A 15252-nucleotide genomic window follows, 5' to 3' on the forward strand; every position below is an offset into this window, starting at 1 on the left:
TACAGGAGAAGGTCGAGTCCTCACTGATGAACTCAGAAGAACGTCGCAGGCAGATTGCCTCCCTCACCGCAGTACACGGCAGGGTCACCGTTGTTGAACTGGCTGAAAAATTCGGCGTCACAGCAGAGACAATCAGGCGAGACCTCGCAACCCTAGACAACGAGGGTGGCCTCTACCGCGTTCATGGGGGTGCGGTTCCTGCGTATAGCTTCCGGAACGAGTCCACGTCCATCGAAACGCGCTCCAAGGCGGCACTGGCTGCCAAAAAGGCCATCGGCAAGGCCGCCTTACAGACCATCCCCACGGGCCCATCTACCCTCTTTATCGACGCCGGCACCACCACCGCGATGATGGCCGAAGAACTCGCGGCTTCCCTGGCTAAAAACCATTCAGAGGACGACACGGTGGATGTGCACATCATCACCAACTCGCTGCCCATCGCCACCATGCTGGCCGATGCGCCCCGGTGCGATGTTCGCCTCATCGGTGGACATGTGCGTCCCCAATCCCAAGCAGTGGTGGGCGACATCGCCACGCGCGCCATTGGAGTGTTGCGCGCGGACGTCGCGTTCATCGGCACCAATGCGCTCACCATGCAACACGGCCTGTCCACACCGGACGCTCAAGAGGGCGCGATTAAACGAGCGATGGTCACGAACGCTCAGCGCGTGGTGGCCTTATGCGATTCCACAAAGTTCGGACTCGACTACCTCGTCAGCTTCGCCAGCATCAACGACATAGCCACGGTCGTCACCGATAAAGACGCGCCCCCCAGGTACATCGACGCGCTTCGGCACGAAGACGTGGACGTGGTCTTTGCAGACGAATACCAGCCGCTCCCCTAAAATCCTCCTCTACCGGCAGCCTAGTGCTGCTCGTGGCAAAACTCCGCCAACTCTTCCACAACCTGGGTCGGGAGCCGGACGCGCAACCAGGTGCCGTCGGCGTCGTACTCCTCGGTCAGGACCGTGCCATACTCATGCACCCGAGCGACCACGTCGCCTCGGCTAAACGGCACGTGAAGGCTCACCTCCCGGTCGAGAGTGTTGAGGAACATCTCCAGCCGGGTCTCCAACTCAGGAATGCCCTCTCTCGTGTGTGCAGACACGAACACCACGTCGTCCAACCGATGCCTGAGCTCGGCCAGAGTCAGCGGATCGGCGGCGTCGATCTTGTTGACGACCAGTATCTCCGGCGGTGCTGGCTGTCCAGTCTCCTCGACAATCTCGCCAATCACCTTATTCACGGCAGCGATCTGCTCCATCGGGAAAGGATCCGAGCCGTCCACCACGTGCAGCACCACGTCTGCGGCCAGCACTTCCTCCAGCGTCGAGCGGAACGCCTCGACGAGCTGCGTGGGAAGGTGGCGGACAAAGCCCACCGTGTCTGTAAAGACCACGGCCCTGCCGTCGGCCAGATTCGCGCGGCGCGTAGTGGGATCCAGCGTGGCAAACAACGCATCCTCCACCAGAACACCCGCGTTGGTCAGCGCGTTAATCAGCGAGGACTTACCGGCATTGGTGTACCCGGCAATCGCCACCTGAGGGATAGTGGCCTGATCACGGCGCATACGCTTGACCTCACGCGAGGTCTTCATCGCGGCGATCTCCTTGCGGAGCTTGGCCATATCGGAGCGCAGGCGGCGACGGTCAGCTTCAATCTTCGTCTCACCAGGACCACGCAAACCCACGCCACCATTGGACCCCGCACGGCCGCCAGCCTGGCGGGACAGTGCTCCACCCCAGCCGCGCACGCGGGTAATCAGGTACTCCATCTGCGCCAGAGCAACCTGCGCCTTGCCCTCCTTGGACTTCGCATGTTGGGCGAAGATGTCCAGAATGAGCATGGTGCGGTCAATAACCTTGACGTCCAGTGCCTTTTCCAGCGCAATCATCTGGCCTGGGGACAATTCGCCATCGCAAATCACGGTGTCCGCGCCGGTTTCCGCAACGATGGACTTTAGCTCGTCGACCTTACCGCTTCCGATGTATGTTCCGGAGTCCGGCTTGTCGCGCTTTTGATACAGCATGTCGGCGATCTCCGAGCCGGCGGTTTCCGCCAACGCGGCCAGCTCATCCAGACGGGCTTCAATCTGTTGAACCGTTCCTTCGGTCCACACGCCCACGAGCACCACGCGTTCCAGGCGCAGTTTACGATACTCGACGTCGTAACCGTCGGCCTGCTCGTCGGTGTAAGTGCTGGTTCCGCGGGTCAGGCGCCGTAAGCTGGAGCGAGCCTCCAGATCAAGTTCGCCAATCGTTGGCGTATATGTATCCTGTCGAGGGGATTCAGAGTAGTCGTACTCATCAAAATCTTTCATTAGTAGCCTTTATACACCGTTGTCAGCACCAGTACTAAGGTAGGGATCATGATCGAGGAGTTGAAGAGCGTGGGGCTCGCGTTCCCACGATGGCAAGATGCTTTAGAAACCGCCTATTCCAGCGGCCAACTGTTCGTCTCTGGCGAGGTGCGCGGCGGTCAGGTATTGCAATATGACGACGCCTCCGGTGCACGCCTGGTCGTGATGGCCGTGGAGCCCTTCGGAACGTTCGCCAGTTACTTCGGCGGAGTATCCACCTCCGCGCACGTGAGCATGGTCGATGACATCATCGGTGTGATCGACGTGGTGGACGATTCGCCGGCGCTTCAGACCTCCGGTCAGCAAGCACCGGTGGTGGCCTCCGTCGCTGCCACGATTGCCCAGGGGCCCATGCTGTCCGATGAGCCGCCTCTGGAGTATCAGCAGGTGCAAGTATCCGCTTTGGCCACGTCGGTGGAGGTGTTCACTGATCCCTCGATGCTCACCGCTGCAGGCATCACTGGAACACCAGGCACGATCGAGGCCACGGGCCTGACGGATCTCAACTCCGGGAGCACATCCCCTCACGCCAGCGCATCCATCGTGGTAGAAACCTCGGCTGTGGGTCGGCGCACTAACCAGCTCACCGGCCAACAGTTCTGGGCATGCAGCGTCCACGCGCCCTTCGATTTCACGCTGCTGATTCCTGCTGATGTTGCAGATATCGCGTCCCTCGCCATTGACGACGCCGGCGCACCCCGATCACTCATCATCGCCGGTCAGGTCCAGTTCACCGCGACCGTGGTGGACGCGCCCGGCTGTGGAGGTTCTGGCGGATGCGGCTCAGGAGGCTGTGGCTGCGGAGGCCACTAGTCCAGAAGGTCAGTCTCGCCGCGCGCGACGATGCGTGACGGACCGCGCAGGACGGAGGAGTCATCTCTGACCTCAACGGTCACCGTACCGCCGGGGATATGGACGGTCACCGTTCCTGACTCGCGCCCGGCGTCGGCCAAGGCGGCAACGGTCGCGGCGACGGTCCCCGTCCCGCAGGAGCGAGTTTCGCCCACGCCACGTTCGTGAACGCGCATGTGGACGCTATCGTCCTTCAGGGGCGTGACCACCTCAAGGTTCACGCCATGGGGGAAGAACTCGGCATCCCACTCCACCGGCTGGTCCACGGGCAGGTCGGCCAGGGCCTCCTCGGTGAGCTCCGGGATCACCGCAGCCAGGTGCGGGTTTCCCATGTCCACCGCAAGCCCAGCGAGGCGGAAATCCCCCACCGACGCTGTAGACAGCCCTCGTAGCTCCGGCGTCCCCATGCCCACGCTCACGTCAGCGCTGTGGTCATCGTACGCGTGCACCTGGACGGTTTTACGTCCAGCGCGCGTACCCACCCCGCATTCCTTCGTGGTATCGATCAACTCCTCGGAAGCTAGGACGTGAGCAAACACCCGGACACCATTGCCGCACATCTCCGCAAGAGAACCGTCTGCGTTCCGATAGTCCATGAACCACTCGTCAGGCTGCACCCCCTGGGGCAAAGCTTCCAACACCCCGGCGTCGAGCAGGGCCTGTGCCCGAGCCACACGAATCACTCCGTCGCCACCAATACCTGCCCGGCGATCGGCCAGAGCAACCACGTGGGTCTCCTCAAGCTTGAGGTCCGCGTCCGGATCAACCAGAATCACGAAATCGTTTTCGGTGCCATGTCCTTTAATAAAGCGTGCCATGCGCACCAGTTTAGCCCCGGGCCCCTACAGCCACGGCGCATGCCTGTTCGATAACATCCGGGGCACTCGCGTCGATCCACTGAATCCGCTTGTCGCGCTGGAACCAGGACCGCTGTCTGCGGGCGTACCGCCGCGTCCCAATGATGGTTTTCTCCACGGCCTCCTCATAGCTCAACTCGCCGTCCAGGTAGTCGAGGACCTGCGCGTACCCGATCGCCTGACCTGCAGTGGACTCCCTGACCAGTCCCTGGTCCTTTAGCCGCGTCACCTCGTCCACCAACCCCTGCTCAAACATCTGATGCACCCGGCGCTCCAGGCGAGGATTCAGCCACTGCGCCGGCGCGTGCAGGCCGATCAGGGTCATATCCCACCGCGGAGGTTGATCCTTGGGCGGCTGTGACGCAGCGAACGGCTTGCCCGTCAACTCAATGACCTCCAGCGCCCGAACCGTGCGACGTGGATCGTTATCCTCAATGATCGACGCCGCCTGCGGATCGATCTGCGCCAATGTCTCATGAAGACGACCGACGCCGACCCGCTCCAGCTCCGCCTGCCACCGTGCCCGAACCTGCGGGTCCGTGGGCGGGAAATCCCAGGTGTCCACCAATGCCTGCACGTACATCATCGATCCACCCACGATGATCGGGGTGTGGCCGCGAGCCATAATATGGTCGACAACGTCGATGGCCGCCGCCCTGTATTCGGCCACGCTGGCGGTATCGGTCACGGTCCACACATCAAAGAGGTGGTGTGGAATAGACCCGCGTTCCTCTAGCGTTATCTTGGCTGTTCCGATGTCCATGCCCTTGTAGAGCTGCATCGAGTCGATATTGACCACTTCCCCATCGAGCTTTTCCGCGAGAGCAAGAGACACGGCTGTTTTGCCTGAGCCCGTGGGGCCCACAACGCACACTGGAGTGGAACTCATGGAAGCCAAGTCTATAAAAACGAGAGCCTTCGTCACCGCATTGGGTGATTAGTGATACGCCGGTGCGAATGATCTGGAATAATTTGGACAGAACACTTTCAAGGAGCCTTTGACTATGACCACACCGCAGAATCCTTCCCCTCGGCCCAAACCAGGTCCGAAGCCCGCCCCGAAGCCGGGGCCCACGGCTGCTGGACGGCGGGGCCCACTGCCGCGGGTATCTCCAGCGGTGGCGCGCCAGTCTGACCCTTCCGCCTTTGGGCGGGTCGACGCCGACGGCACGGCGTGGGTAAACACCTCCGCCGGAGAACGCAAGGTTGGCGTGTACAAGGCCGGAACGCCAGAAGAGGGACTGGCGCACTTCGGCGCACGCTTCGATGATCTCTCCACCGAGATTGCGCTCCTTGAGGCCCGCTTGGACACCCACCCCGAGGAGGCGGCACGCATTCGTCAGGATGCCACGCATGTGAAGGAAAGCTTGCCTACTGCCGCAGTGATCGGGGATCTCGATTCCTTGGATCAGCGCCTCGCCGCGATCATCGAGCAGAGCTTTGGAACAGAGCGCCAGGCTGAGCAGAACAAGGTTGAGCGCCGGGAGCAGGCCGTGGCCGCGAAGGAGCGTCTGGCTGACGAGGCCGAGAAGCTGGGTGCGGAATCCACGGACTGGAAGCGCACAGGTGACCGGTTCCACGCGATGCTGGAGGAATGGAAGAGCATCCGAGGTGTGGATCGCGCCACTGATGATGCCCTGTGGGAGCGTTTTTCTTCCGGCCGCGAGGCCTTTAACAAGCGCCGCGGTTCCCACTTCTCTGACCTCGATAAGGCTCGCGCGCATTCTAAGCGCATCAAGGAATCCCTGGTTGAACGCGCTGAGGCTTTGTCTGACTCGACCGACTGGGCCGACACGGCACGGGCCTACAAGGATCTCATGCGGGAGTGGAAGGCAGCTGGCCGAGCGCCGCGAGCCGCTGATGATGCGCTGTGGGAGAAGTTCCGCGCTGCTCAGGACAAGTTCTTTGACGCACGCGCGGCGGAGAACTCCAAGCGGGACGAGGAGTTTGCGGCCAATGCCACCCGGAAGCAGGCGTTGTTGGATGAATTCGACGCGAAGATCAACCCAGACAATGGCCTCGACAAGGCAAAGTCTGCTCTTCGGGACCTTCAGGATAAGTGGGAAGAGATTGGCTTTGTTCCGCGCAACCGCGTCCGCGAATTTGAGGACAAAATTGCCCAGCTCGAGCGCAGGGTCTCTGAGGCGGAAGAGGCTCAGTGGCGAAAGACTGATCCAGAGGTGCAGTCCCGAGCCGCACAATTCCAAGCCAAAGTAGATCAACTCAACGGTGAGGCTGCGGCGGCCGAGTCTCGGGGCGACAGTGCCCGTGCCGCACAACTGCGTGAGCAGGCCGCGCAGTGGAGCCAATGGGCTCAGGCGGCCACCGACGCGCTCGAGAATTAATCCCCGGTCTGTTCGCGTCGCTGGCGCACGCGCTGGCGACGGTCATCCACGATCTCGGCCTGTGCATGAGGCTTCAGGCCAGTGCGTAGGCGCTGCTGCTTAAGCAGTGCCTCTTCATCTTTGCTGGCCTCTTCCCGCCGCGCGCGAGCGATAGCTTTTTGCAGAGGGCTGCGGCGGAATAGCAGCACACTCAGCGTCGCAAAGAGGGTGGTCATGCCGAGCAGCGCGAGGATCAACCCATAGCTGGGTCCGTCTCCGTACAGCAGGGGATCATTGACAGGCGCGGTGGGCCGGGACTGACGCATCCAGATCGCGATGATGGAGTAGAACCATCCCACGCCGGCGACGGCCCAGTTAGCCCAGGCGACAATCCAGTCTCGGGTAAAGATAGTGGCCAAGGTGAGGAGCACACCGCCAGTCAGGGCAAGCCAGCTGTAAATCCGCTCTGGGTTGGTGGTTGCGAACTGCCGCGCCACCGACGTGTCGAAAAGGACGTCGTATCCATGCACGTCACCGGAGTGAGGCAGGAAGAACGCGAGAAACACGGCCAGCAGTCCGCACGCCATGGCGGGCAAGAAGGCCGTGTAGTTAATGTCGCGGTTGAGCTTCTTTTCAGCGCCGGCAAGGTCGTCCTTATACGTCTCTAACGCTTCGTCGATGGTTCGGTAGGTGGGCGTTTTCTGGGTGCGTTTTTTAGTCACAACCGCATCCTCCCTTGAGTGGTTGTTGTACGGATAGTGGCTTTCCAATGGATGGCAAACCGAGGCCCACCCCCACGGGCGCGGTGGTCGGAGTCTGTCCGGCTTCGGACATGTCTCCAGCCTTGGTCTTGCGGTGGCTGAGCACCCCGGCGTCCGCGGTCAAGAAGTACGGAGCGGATTCCGTGATCTCTACCTCAACAATATCGCCCGGGCGGATGCCGTCAATGGGTGTGAAGTGCACCAGGCGGCCGTCGCGGGCACGACCGGTCATGCGGTGGGTCTGGTCATTCTTTCGGCCGCCGGTGGCCTGGACCAGCAGTTCCTGCCGGGTGCCGATCAGCTTGGCGTTTTCCTCCTTGCAGATGCGTTCCTGTACTGCCACTAAACGCTCGTAGCGGTCCTGAACCACGGCCTTCGGCACCTGGCCTTCATAATCAGCGGCGGGGGTTCCCGGGCGAGGCGAGTACTGGAAGGTGTACGCGCTGGTAAAGCGAGACTCTTCCACCACCCGCAGGGTCTCCTGGAAATCTTCTTCTGTTTCGCCGGGGAAGCCCACGATGATGTCCGTGGTGATGGCGGCGTGTGGAATGCGCTCGCGGACGCGTTCCAAGATGCCAAGGAACTTCTTGGACCGGTAGGAGCGCTTCATCTCCTTGAGGACCTTGTCAGATCCTGACTGCAGAGGCATGTGCAGCTGCGGGCACACCGCAGGCGTGTCCGCCATAGCGTCGATCACGTCATCGGTGAACTCCGCGGGATGAGGGCTCGTAAAGCGGAGGCGTTCCAAGCCCTCGATCTCACCACAGGCTCGCAGCAACTTGGCGAACGCTCCCCTGTCCCGCTCAAGGTCGGGATCGGAGAAGTTTACTCCGTAGGCGTTGACATTTTGCCCCAGCAGCGTGATCTCAGAAACACCCTGGTCCACCAGCGCCTGCACTTCAGCGAGGATGTCTCCGGGGCGCCGGTCCTGTTCCTTGCCACGCAAGGAGGGCACAATACAGAAGGTGCACGTGTTGTTGCAGCCGACGGACACGGACACCCATCCGGCGTAGGCCGATTCGCGCTTCGCAGGCAGCACGGAGGGAAATTCTTCCAGCGCGTCCACGATTTCCACTTCGGCTCGATGGTTGTGCGCGCTGCGCTCCAGCAGCGTGGGCAGGGCGCCGAGGTTGTGGGTGCCGAACACCACATCGACCCAGGGGGCCTTGTCCACCACGGTTTGCTTGTCCTTTTGGGCCATGCAGCCGCCGACGGCGATCTGCATCCCGGGGTGCTTTTCCTTCACCCCTTTCATCTGGCCGAGCGTTCCGTACAGTCGGTTATCTGCATTTTCTCGAACAGCGCAGGTGTTGAACACCACTACGTCGGGGGTGTCCCCCTCAGGTACGGGGATGTACCCGGAGTCTTCGAGCATGCCAGAAAGACGTTCTGAGTCGTGCACATTCATCTGACAGCCGAAGGTACGCACCTCGTAGGTACGTGGAGTTGGCTCAGTTGCGTTGTTTGTACCCGAATTTGTCGTCAATGCCACGGGACTCGATCCTACTCTAGTTATGCTCGAAAACCCTAAGGCTGACCGAGCTCGTCGATCCGGCGCTCCAGAGCCACTTTCGCATAGGCCACGCTAGCGCCTTGGGGGAAACCGCGTCGCGCCGCCACACCCACCATGCGTCGGAGGAACTTGTCGTATTCTTTCCGGTCAGCCGGCGAATGGGTGAGCGATTGTGCCTTTTTATCGATCAGCTCTTCCATGATGGATTGTTGCTGCCCCTCATCAATGAGCTCGAGCGCGTCCTCGATCTGGCGTTCGCTGATCCCCTTCTGCGCCAATTCTCGACGCAGCACGGCAGCCGACTTCTTCTGATTTCGGCTGCGTTGCCGCACCCACTCACGGGCAAAGCTCTGGTCATCAATCATCCCGTTGCTGAGACAGAGGTTCACCACGCGGTCTACCAACGGTTCCTCGAAGCCCTGGTCGAGTAGCCGGCTCCGCAGCTCAGAGCTACTCCGCGCACGATGGTTGATAAGGGCAACCGCCTTACGCTTAATCGGGGCCAGGCGTTCTTCCTCATCATGATCTATCAGAGGTTCAGAATGCTGGCTGTCCCAGTGTTCAATCGCTGAGCGCAGCTGAGCAATCTTCTCCGCAGACGGTTTCACCATCGTGGCTAGTCTTCATCCTCGTCATCGAAGCTTGGGGCCAGGTCGATGGGTTGATCCTCCGGAGCTACTGCCTCCTCAGGTGCGGATCCCTTCTTCACCGCGTAAGGTCCGACCTTCATCTCCTGCATAATCAGGTCTTCCAGCTTCGTGGCAACATCCGGGTTATTCTTCAGGAAGTCGCGAGCCTTTTCCTTACCCTGCCCCAGCTGGTCGCCGTCATAGGTGAACCAGGCTCCGGACTTCTTGATGATGCCGGCTTCCACGCCCAGATCGATGATGGATCCTTCGCGGGAGATGCCTTCTCCGTAGAGGATGTCGAACTCGGCCACCTTGAATGGTGGGGACACCTTGTTCTTCACGACCTTGAGACGCGTGCGGTTACCCACCACATCCGTACCGTCCTTCAGTGCCTGGATGCGACGAATGTCGCAGCGCACGGACGCGTAGAACTTCAGGGCCTTACCACCGGTAGTGGTCTCCGGCGATCCGAACATCACGCCAATCTTCTCGCGCAGCTGGTTGATGAAAATCGCCGTGGTGCCGGTTTGGTGAAGAGCGCCCGTCATCTTGCGCAGCGCCTGGCTCATCAGCCTTGCCTGCAGTCCCACGTGGGAGTCACCCATGTCTCCATCGATTTCAGCCTTCGGCGTCAGTGCCGCCACGGAGTCAATCACGATAATGTCGATCGCACCTGAGCGAACAAGCATGTCTGCGATCTCCAGCGCCTGCTCCCCGGTATCGGGTTGGGACACCAACAGCGCGTCCGTATCCACACCCAACACTCGGGCGTACTCCGGATCCAACGCATGCTCGGCGTCGATAAAGGCAGCAATACCACCGGCACGTTGTGCCTCGGCAATGGCATGCAAGGCAACGGTGGTCTTACCCGAGGATTCCGGACCATAGACCTCAACCACACGCCCGCGGGGGAAACCGCCGATGCCCAGTGCTACGTTGATCGCGATATTGCCCGTAGAGATGGCACTGATCGGTGGACGCTCATCGTCTCCGAGGCGCATGATCGCGCCTTTGCCGAAGTCCTTCTCGATTTGCTGCATCGCAAGATCAAGCGCCTTCGTCCGATCGTTGGAGCCTGCCGCGCTGGCCTTCTTCTTTGGAGGCATAGTAGTTCCTTTCGGGTTGTCCGTCCTGCTACATCGTTAGACTGCGCTGAGGCGGAAAAGGTTCATAGTTTTTAATTCTTCTGTGTTCTAGTTGTAGCCCACAGGCCCTACACTCGTGTTCGAATACCACCATAATACACGAACCTGTGTTCGAAAATAAACAGGCACCCGTACACCGTCACACTTTACTTTAAAACCCCTCGACATCCTCACCGAGCTGGCGCGATTCAGGAACATCGAAGTCCTCACAAAGCCCCTCCCACACTTGCCGAAGGTCGTACCCCTGTTCGATGAGATGCCCCGCAGTATCCCCCAGGCTGGAAATCACGTGAGTCCCTTCGATCCATGCGGCAAACGAGCTCCCGAACTCGCCCCTAACTAACCTGTCGAACTCCGTCCTGCGCATGCCTTCGAACATAACACGAGGCCACCGATCAGCCCGCGCACGACAGACCAGTTGAACACCGTTCAGCGGCGCTCTATATTAAATCCATGACTACACACCGCACGTCCTCGTTCAGCGCCGTCGACCTCGCCTACATCGCCGTGTTCGCCGCCCTCATCATCGCCTTAGGGGCCGTGTCCATCCCCGTAGGCTCCCTGGGCGTCCCCATTGTGCTCCAAAATGTGGGCCCCATTCTCGCCGGTCTGATTCTGGGTCTGCGCCGCGGAAGCCTCGCCACCATTTTGTTCCTCGCTGTGGGCCTCGTCGGTATCCCGAACCTTGCGGGCTGGCGCACCACTCTGTCCGCTCTCCCCGGCCCCACTGTTGGCTATCTGGTGGGCTATATTGTCTCCGCACTGATCGTGGGCTGGATCGCCGAGCGTGTCCCCACAAAGAGCGGCGTTCGCTTCCTCTGGTACCTTTGCGCCGGCGCCGTAGGCATTCTTGTCCAATACCTCTGCGGCTCCATCGGCCTCGTTATCCGCCTGGACATGCCCCTCGTGGACGCCATTGCGTCGAACGGCCCCTTCGTCTTCGGCGGCGTTGTAAAAATCATCGCCGCAGCGGCCATCACCACTGCTGTGGTCAAGGCCGTGCCTGATCTGGTGCCGTCGGTCCACACACAGCCATCGCAGGCTTAAACCATGCCCACACTCACCTTTACCGACGCCGAAGTCCGCGTACACCATCCCACACCCCGCACCATCCTCAGTCCTCTCACGCTCACTCTGACCGAACACAGAATCGGGATCATCGGCACCAACGGGTCCGGCAAGTCCACCTTCGTCCGGCTGATCAACGGGCTCACCAAGCCCACCGCGGGCTCAGTCACCGTCAACGGAACCGACGTCGCCCGCCACTCGCGTGACGTCCGCCGCCAGGTGGGCTTCATTTTCTCCGACGCCGACAACCAGATCATCATGCCCACCGTCGAAGAGGACATCGCCCTGTCCCTCCGGCGTTTCAAGCTCCCACAACACGAGGTCCGCACCCGCACAAAGGCCGTGATGGAGCGCCTGGGGCTCACCCATCTGGCCGATGCCTCTCCCCACTCCCTCTCCGGCGGCGAGAAGCAACTGCTCGCCCTCGCCTCGGTCCTGGTGATGGAGCCGTCAGTCATTGTTGCGGATGAGCCGAGCACCTTCTTGGATCTTAAAAATCGACGCCGGGTCTCCCGTACCTTCAGCGCACTCGACCAACAAATGCTAGTCATTTCGCACGATCTTGACTTCATTCACGACTACGACCGCATTCTCTGCTTCGAGGATTCCCGGCTGGTGGACGATTCTCTGCACTCCAGCCCGGGCGAGGTCATCGAGCGTTATGTCGAGCGCCAAGAGGCGGAGGACGTGTGAGCGCGCACAATGTGCCACTCGGCGTGTATGTCCCCGGTGATACAGTGCTGCATCGCGCCCGGCCGGGGCACAAGATGCTGGGCTTGATTCTGTTCTTGGTAGTCAGCACGCTGGCCATCCACCACTCCCCGCCTGTGTGGGCTCTGGCCTGCGGCGCGGCGGCGCTTGGCCTGGCTCTTGGGGGCTACGTTCTTGCACGCATCCCGCTGGCCACGGCATGTGGCCAGCTCCTCGGGCCATTAGTTCTTATCGTCCCCTTCGGCGCTCTGCTGGCCTGGCGCAGCGGCGTGCTCGCTGGAGTGGTGAGCATTCTGGGAGTCTATTCAGCGGTCGTTGCAGCAACTCTGGTGACGCTCACCACCACCGTGGCCGACATGATGGATGCACTCGAGACAGCACTCCGCCCGTTCGCACGCATCGGCCTGCCCGTGGACTCCATCGTCCTTGCCTTTAGCCTTACGCTTCGGCTGATCCCCCTGATGCTGGGCACGGCCTCTGAGGTCCTGGAAGCACAAAGGGCCCGTGGTCTCACGGGCCCTGGTCGCGCTCTCACGGCCTTCGGCATCCCCCTCATGGTGCGAACCTTGGTGCGAGCCAAGGCCCTGGGGGAAGCGATGATCAGCCGCGGTGTGGACGACTAGTTTCTATTCGCCGCGAAGCTCACGCATACGGCGCGCCACGGCGTCGTCAGCAACATCGTTAACCTGAGGCTGTCCCTGCTCGATGGCCGCCTGAGTCTCAGAAGACTCCACCGCGGCGTGTCCTCCGCCGTTCATCTGCGCGCGAATCTCCTCCAGCCGGGAGTGACCGGCCATCTGGATGCCCGCCTGCTCCACCTCAGCCATGCGGCCCTGAACGGAGTTCTGGGCCAGCTCAGAGGCACCCAGTGCGTTGGCATAACGAGCCTCAATCTTCTCGCGCACCTGGTCAAGGTTAGGAGTAGAGCCGCCGGTGATCTGGTTCATGGACTTCAGCGAGTCCGCTACCTTCTCCTGCATCTTCGCCTGCTCCAGCTGGCTGAGCAGTTTGGTCCGCTCCGCAGCCTTCTGCTGCAGCTGCATGGAGTTGCGCTCCACAGCCTGTTTCGCCTGGGCTGCTTGCTGCAAAGATTGGTCGTGCAGGCTCTTCAAGTCCTCGACGGACTGCTCGGCGGTAACGAGCTGGGCGGCGAAGGCCTCGGCGGCGTTTTCGTATTCCGTCGCCTTCTGAGTGTTTCCTTCGGCGCGCGCCTTGTCAGACAAGGTGAGAGCCTGCTTGGTGTTTTTCTGCAGCTTCTCTACTTCTTCGAGCTGGCGGTTCAGCTTCATTTCCAGCTGTCGCTGGTTGCCGATCACGGCTGCTGCCTGCTGGCTGAGCGCCTGATGCTGGCGCTGTGCTTCCTGGATGGCTTGCTCGATCTGGATTTTCGGATCGGCGTTTTCCTCAATTTTGCTGTCGAACAGCGCCATGAGGTACTTCCACGCCTTTACGAAAGGGTTTGCCATTGTTGGTGGGCTCCTAGCTCACAATGTACGAATCAACTGTATTACTCAAGCTTAGCGTGTGACAGACGCAGCGAGTTCAGCGGCAGCGGCGTCCAGAGCCATCATCGAGGCAGCTTCGATGATGATCGTCGCTACACTCACGCCCATGGCGTGGCAGACGCTGGCCAACAGCTCGGAAGAGACTTCCTTGCACCCACGCTCAAGCTCGGAGAGGTAGCCCGGGGACACGCTCGCCAGGGACGCCAACTCACGAAGGGTGAAGCCCGAGTGCGCACGATAGTCACGCAGCGTGGCTCCCAGCGCCTCTCGGAGAAGAGGTTCATTAGCGGCGGGCATGTGTGGCGCATGTGATTCAACCTTGGCGGCCTGCGCCGTATTCTTCTGTTCCAGAAGCAGTGTATTTTGAGTCATCACTTATCCCAACGCTCCACGGGTCTGATTTGTTCCCATCAGTGTACGCGATCTGTCAGACGTAAGGCATCGAAGAGCGCACAGTCCACGGCGAGGCTGCGCACGCGTGCGCGGACCTCCTCCGGGTCCAGGTCATTAAGCACCCCTTTGTGCACGAGGTCCTCATATTCATCCTGAATACAACGGACAGACTCACCGCCTGGATGAACCACGGCCACATAGACCTCTCCCACCGGGTGCCCGTCCTGGGGTTCGGGCCCTGCCACCCCGGTGATGCCGATCCCGAGCGTGGCTCCGCAGCCCTCGGCGGCGCCTCGGGCCAGTGCCGCAGCGACCGCTGAAGAGACCGGACCCTCAGTGTCTAAAAGCTGCGCATCCACCCCGGCAAGGGTTTCCTTAAGCTCGGTGGCGTAGACAATCACCCCACCGCGAAGCACCGCCGAGGCGCCGGGTACCTCCGCGATCGTCGCGGCGCATAGCCCCGCCGTGAGCGATTCCGCGGTAGCCACAGTGATGCCCGTGGACTGGCATCTCTCAACCAACGCAGAGGCCTGGGGGTTAATCACGCGAATCCACCAGGTACTGCACGCCCGTGATCACGGTCTGCGCCACGGCCAGTGCCATAAAAACCACCGCGGCAACATGCCAGAAACCGGCCGCCGGGAGGATGAACAACGCCACTGCCACCGTCTGCAGGACGGTCTTGAGCTTTCCGCCCTTCGACGCCGGCACCACTTTTCCACGGCGCGCCAAAATCATACGCCACACGGTGATACCCAGCTCCCGCACCACGATGACGGCGGTCACCCACCACCACAGCTCGCCCAGGATATTCAGGCTGACGAACGCGGAGATCATCAAGGCCTTATCCGCGATGGGGTCCGCGAGCTTACCGAAGTCTGTGATGACCTGGTAGCGCCGTGCCAGGAAGCCATCTAGTTGGTCCGTGAACATCAGCGCGATAAATACGCCGAGCGCCCACCAGCGCATGGTGAGATCCGGCTGGGTGGCTGTGGACCAATCCTGGGAGGACAGAATGAGCCACAGGAACACCGGGATCACTGCAATTCGAATAACCGTCAGCGTGTTGGGCAGTGATACCGAATGGACAAACCGACCGAAGCTAGAGCGTGATAATTCCTGTGACGTGTGCACG

At 61.1% G+C, this 15252-nt stretch carries 18 protein-coding genes; 6 read left to right on the forward strand and 12 right to left on the reverse strand.

Annotated features, from left to right (window positions below; all coding sequences use genetic code 11):
• The first annotated feature begins 26 nt into the window (after positions 1-26).
• Positions 27-845, forward strand: coding sequence for a DeoR/GlpR family DNA-binding transcription regulator (locus tag IAU67_RS05060; RefSeq protein WP_151841631.1), 819 nt, complete (start codon positions 27-29; stop codon positions 843-845).
• A 20-nt stretch (positions 846-865) separates the two neighbouring features.
• Here IAU67_RS05060 and hflX read toward each other — a convergent pair whose 3' ends face one another.
• Entirely contained in the window at positions 866-2320 is a 1455-nt protein-coding gene (hflX, locus tag IAU67_RS05065; RefSeq protein WP_151841632.1) for a GTPase HflX, read from the reverse strand.
• Between the two features lie 48 nt (positions 2321-2368).
• Here hflX and IAU67_RS05070 point away from each other — a divergent pair, with 48 nt between their 5' ends.
• Positions 2369-3172, forward strand: a complete 804-nt coding sequence (locus IAU67_RS05070; RefSeq protein ID WP_151841633.1) for a hypothetical protein — start codon at positions 2369-2371, stop codon at positions 3170-3172.
• Here the strand turns inward: IAU67_RS05070 and dapF are convergent.
• Both dapF and miaA read right to left on the reverse strand, forming a co-directional pair.
• Positions 3169-4029, reverse strand: coding sequence for a diaminopimelate epimerase (dapF, locus tag IAU67_RS05075; protein WP_151841634.1), 861 nt, complete (start codon positions 4027-4029; stop codon positions 3169-3171). The two genes, IAU67_RS05070 and dapF, sit on opposite strands and share 4 nt — an antisense overlap.
• 10 nt (positions 4030-4039) lie before the next feature.
• Positions 4040-4957 (reverse strand): tRNA (adenosine(37)-N6)-dimethylallyltransferase MiaA, encoded by a 918-nt coding sequence (miaA, locus tag IAU67_RS05080; protein ID WP_151841635.1) that lies wholly within the window; start codon positions 4955-4957, stop codon positions 4040-4042.
• A 115-nt stretch (positions 4958-5072) separates the two neighbouring features.
• Here miaA and IAU67_RS05085 point away from each other — a divergent pair, with 115 nt between their 5' ends.
• Entirely contained in the window at positions 5073-6413 is a 1341-nt protein-coding gene (locus IAU67_RS05085; protein WP_151841636.1) for a DUF349 domain-containing protein, read from the forward strand.
• On the opposite strand, the gene IAU67_RS05090 is transcribed toward IAU67_RS05085, so the two are convergent.
• From IAU67_RS05090 to IAU67_RS05110, 5 genes are all read right to left on the reverse strand, one after another.
• Complete coding sequence (locus IAU67_RS05090) at positions 6410-7114, reverse strand: Rv2732c family membrane protein (RefSeq protein WP_151841637.1); 705 nt, start codon at positions 7112-7114, stop codon at positions 6410-6412. The genes IAU67_RS05085 and IAU67_RS05090 overlap by 4 nt on opposite strands.
• Positions 7107-8639: a tRNA (N6-isopentenyl adenosine(37)-C2)-methylthiotransferase MiaB gene (gene miaB / locus IAU67_RS05095; RefSeq protein ID WP_151842391.1), complete on the reverse strand. Its 1533-nt coding sequence runs from the start codon at positions 8637-8639 to the stop codon at positions 7107-7109. Before miaB ends, IAU67_RS05090 begins: the two co-directional genes overlap by 8 nt.
• Positions 8640-8680: 41 nt before the next feature.
• Complete coding sequence (recX, locus tag IAU67_RS05100) at positions 8681-9277, reverse strand: recombination regulator RecX (protein ID WP_151841638.1); 597 nt, start codon at positions 9275-9277, stop codon at positions 8681-8683.
• A 5-nt stretch (positions 9278-9282) separates the two neighbouring features.
• Complete coding sequence (gene recA / locus IAU67_RS05105; RefSeq protein WP_151841639.1) at positions 9283-10401, reverse strand: recombinase RecA; 1119 nt, start codon at positions 10399-10401, stop codon at positions 9283-9285.
• A 190-nt stretch (positions 10402-10591) separates the two neighbouring features.
• Positions 10592-10807 (reverse strand): DUF3046 domain-containing protein, encoded by a 216-nt coding sequence (locus IAU67_RS05110; protein ID WP_151842392.1) that lies wholly within the window; start codon positions 10805-10807, stop codon positions 10592-10594.
• 86 nt (positions 10808-10893) lie between these two features.
• On the opposite strand from IAU67_RS05110, the gene IAU67_RS05115 reads away from it, so the two are divergent.
• From IAU67_RS05115 to IAU67_RS05125, 3 genes are read left to right on the forward strand one after another with little or no spacing between them, the layout of a single operon-like run.
• On the forward strand, positions 10894-11487 hold the full coding sequence (locus tag IAU67_RS05115) for a biotin transporter BioY (RefSeq protein ID WP_187767859.1): 594 nt from the start codon (positions 10894-10896) through the stop codon (positions 11485-11487).
• A 3-nt stretch (positions 11488-11490) separates the two neighbouring features.
• Entirely contained in the window at positions 11491-12201 is a 711-nt protein-coding gene (locus tag IAU67_RS05120; RefSeq protein WP_151841641.1) for an energy-coupling factor ABC transporter ATP-binding protein, read from the forward strand.
• Positions 12198-12842, forward strand: a complete 645-nt coding sequence (locus tag IAU67_RS05125) for an energy-coupling factor transporter transmembrane component T family protein (protein WP_225723447.1) — start codon at positions 12198-12200, stop codon at positions 12840-12842. Before IAU67_RS05120 ends, IAU67_RS05125 begins: the two co-directional genes overlap by 4 nt.
• 3 nt (positions 12843-12845) lie before the next feature.
• Here IAU67_RS05125 and IAU67_RS05130 read toward each other — a convergent pair whose 3' ends face one another.
• The 4 genes from IAU67_RS05130 to pgsA are packed head-to-tail and all read right to left on the reverse strand — an operon-like array spanning position 12846 to position 15251.
• The gene (locus tag IAU67_RS05130) at positions 12846-13685 is read right to left on the reverse strand and encodes a PspA/IM30 family protein (protein WP_151841642.1); all 840 of its coding nucleotides are present in this window, start codon (positions 13683-13685) and stop codon (positions 12846-12848) included.
• Between the two features lie 51 nt (positions 13686-13736).
• Positions 13737-14096: a helix-turn-helix domain-containing protein gene (locus tag IAU67_RS05135; RefSeq protein WP_151841643.1), complete on the reverse strand. Its 360-nt coding sequence runs from the start codon at positions 14094-14096 to the stop codon at positions 13737-13739.
• 38 nt (positions 14097-14134) lie between these two features.
• Positions 14135-14662 (reverse strand): CinA family protein, encoded by a 528-nt coding sequence (locus tag IAU67_RS05140; RefSeq protein WP_151841644.1) that lies wholly within the window; start codon positions 14660-14662, stop codon positions 14135-14137.
• Positions 14655-15251, reverse strand: coding sequence for a CDP-diacylglycerol--glycerol-3-phosphate 3-phosphatidyltransferase (pgsA, locus tag IAU67_RS05145; RefSeq protein ID WP_151841645.1), 597 nt, complete (start codon positions 15249-15251; stop codon positions 14655-14657). The genes IAU67_RS05140 and pgsA overlap by 8 nt, the downstream gene beginning before the upstream one ends.
• Between the last annotated feature and the right edge of the window lies 1 nt (position 15252).

Origin of the sequence: Corynebacterium zhongnanshanii (assembly GCF_014490575.1) — a bacterium.
In the GTDB taxonomy this organism is placed as follows: domain Bacteria; phylum Actinomycetota; class Actinomycetes; order Mycobacteriales; family Mycobacteriaceae; genus Corynebacterium; species Corynebacterium zhongnanshanii.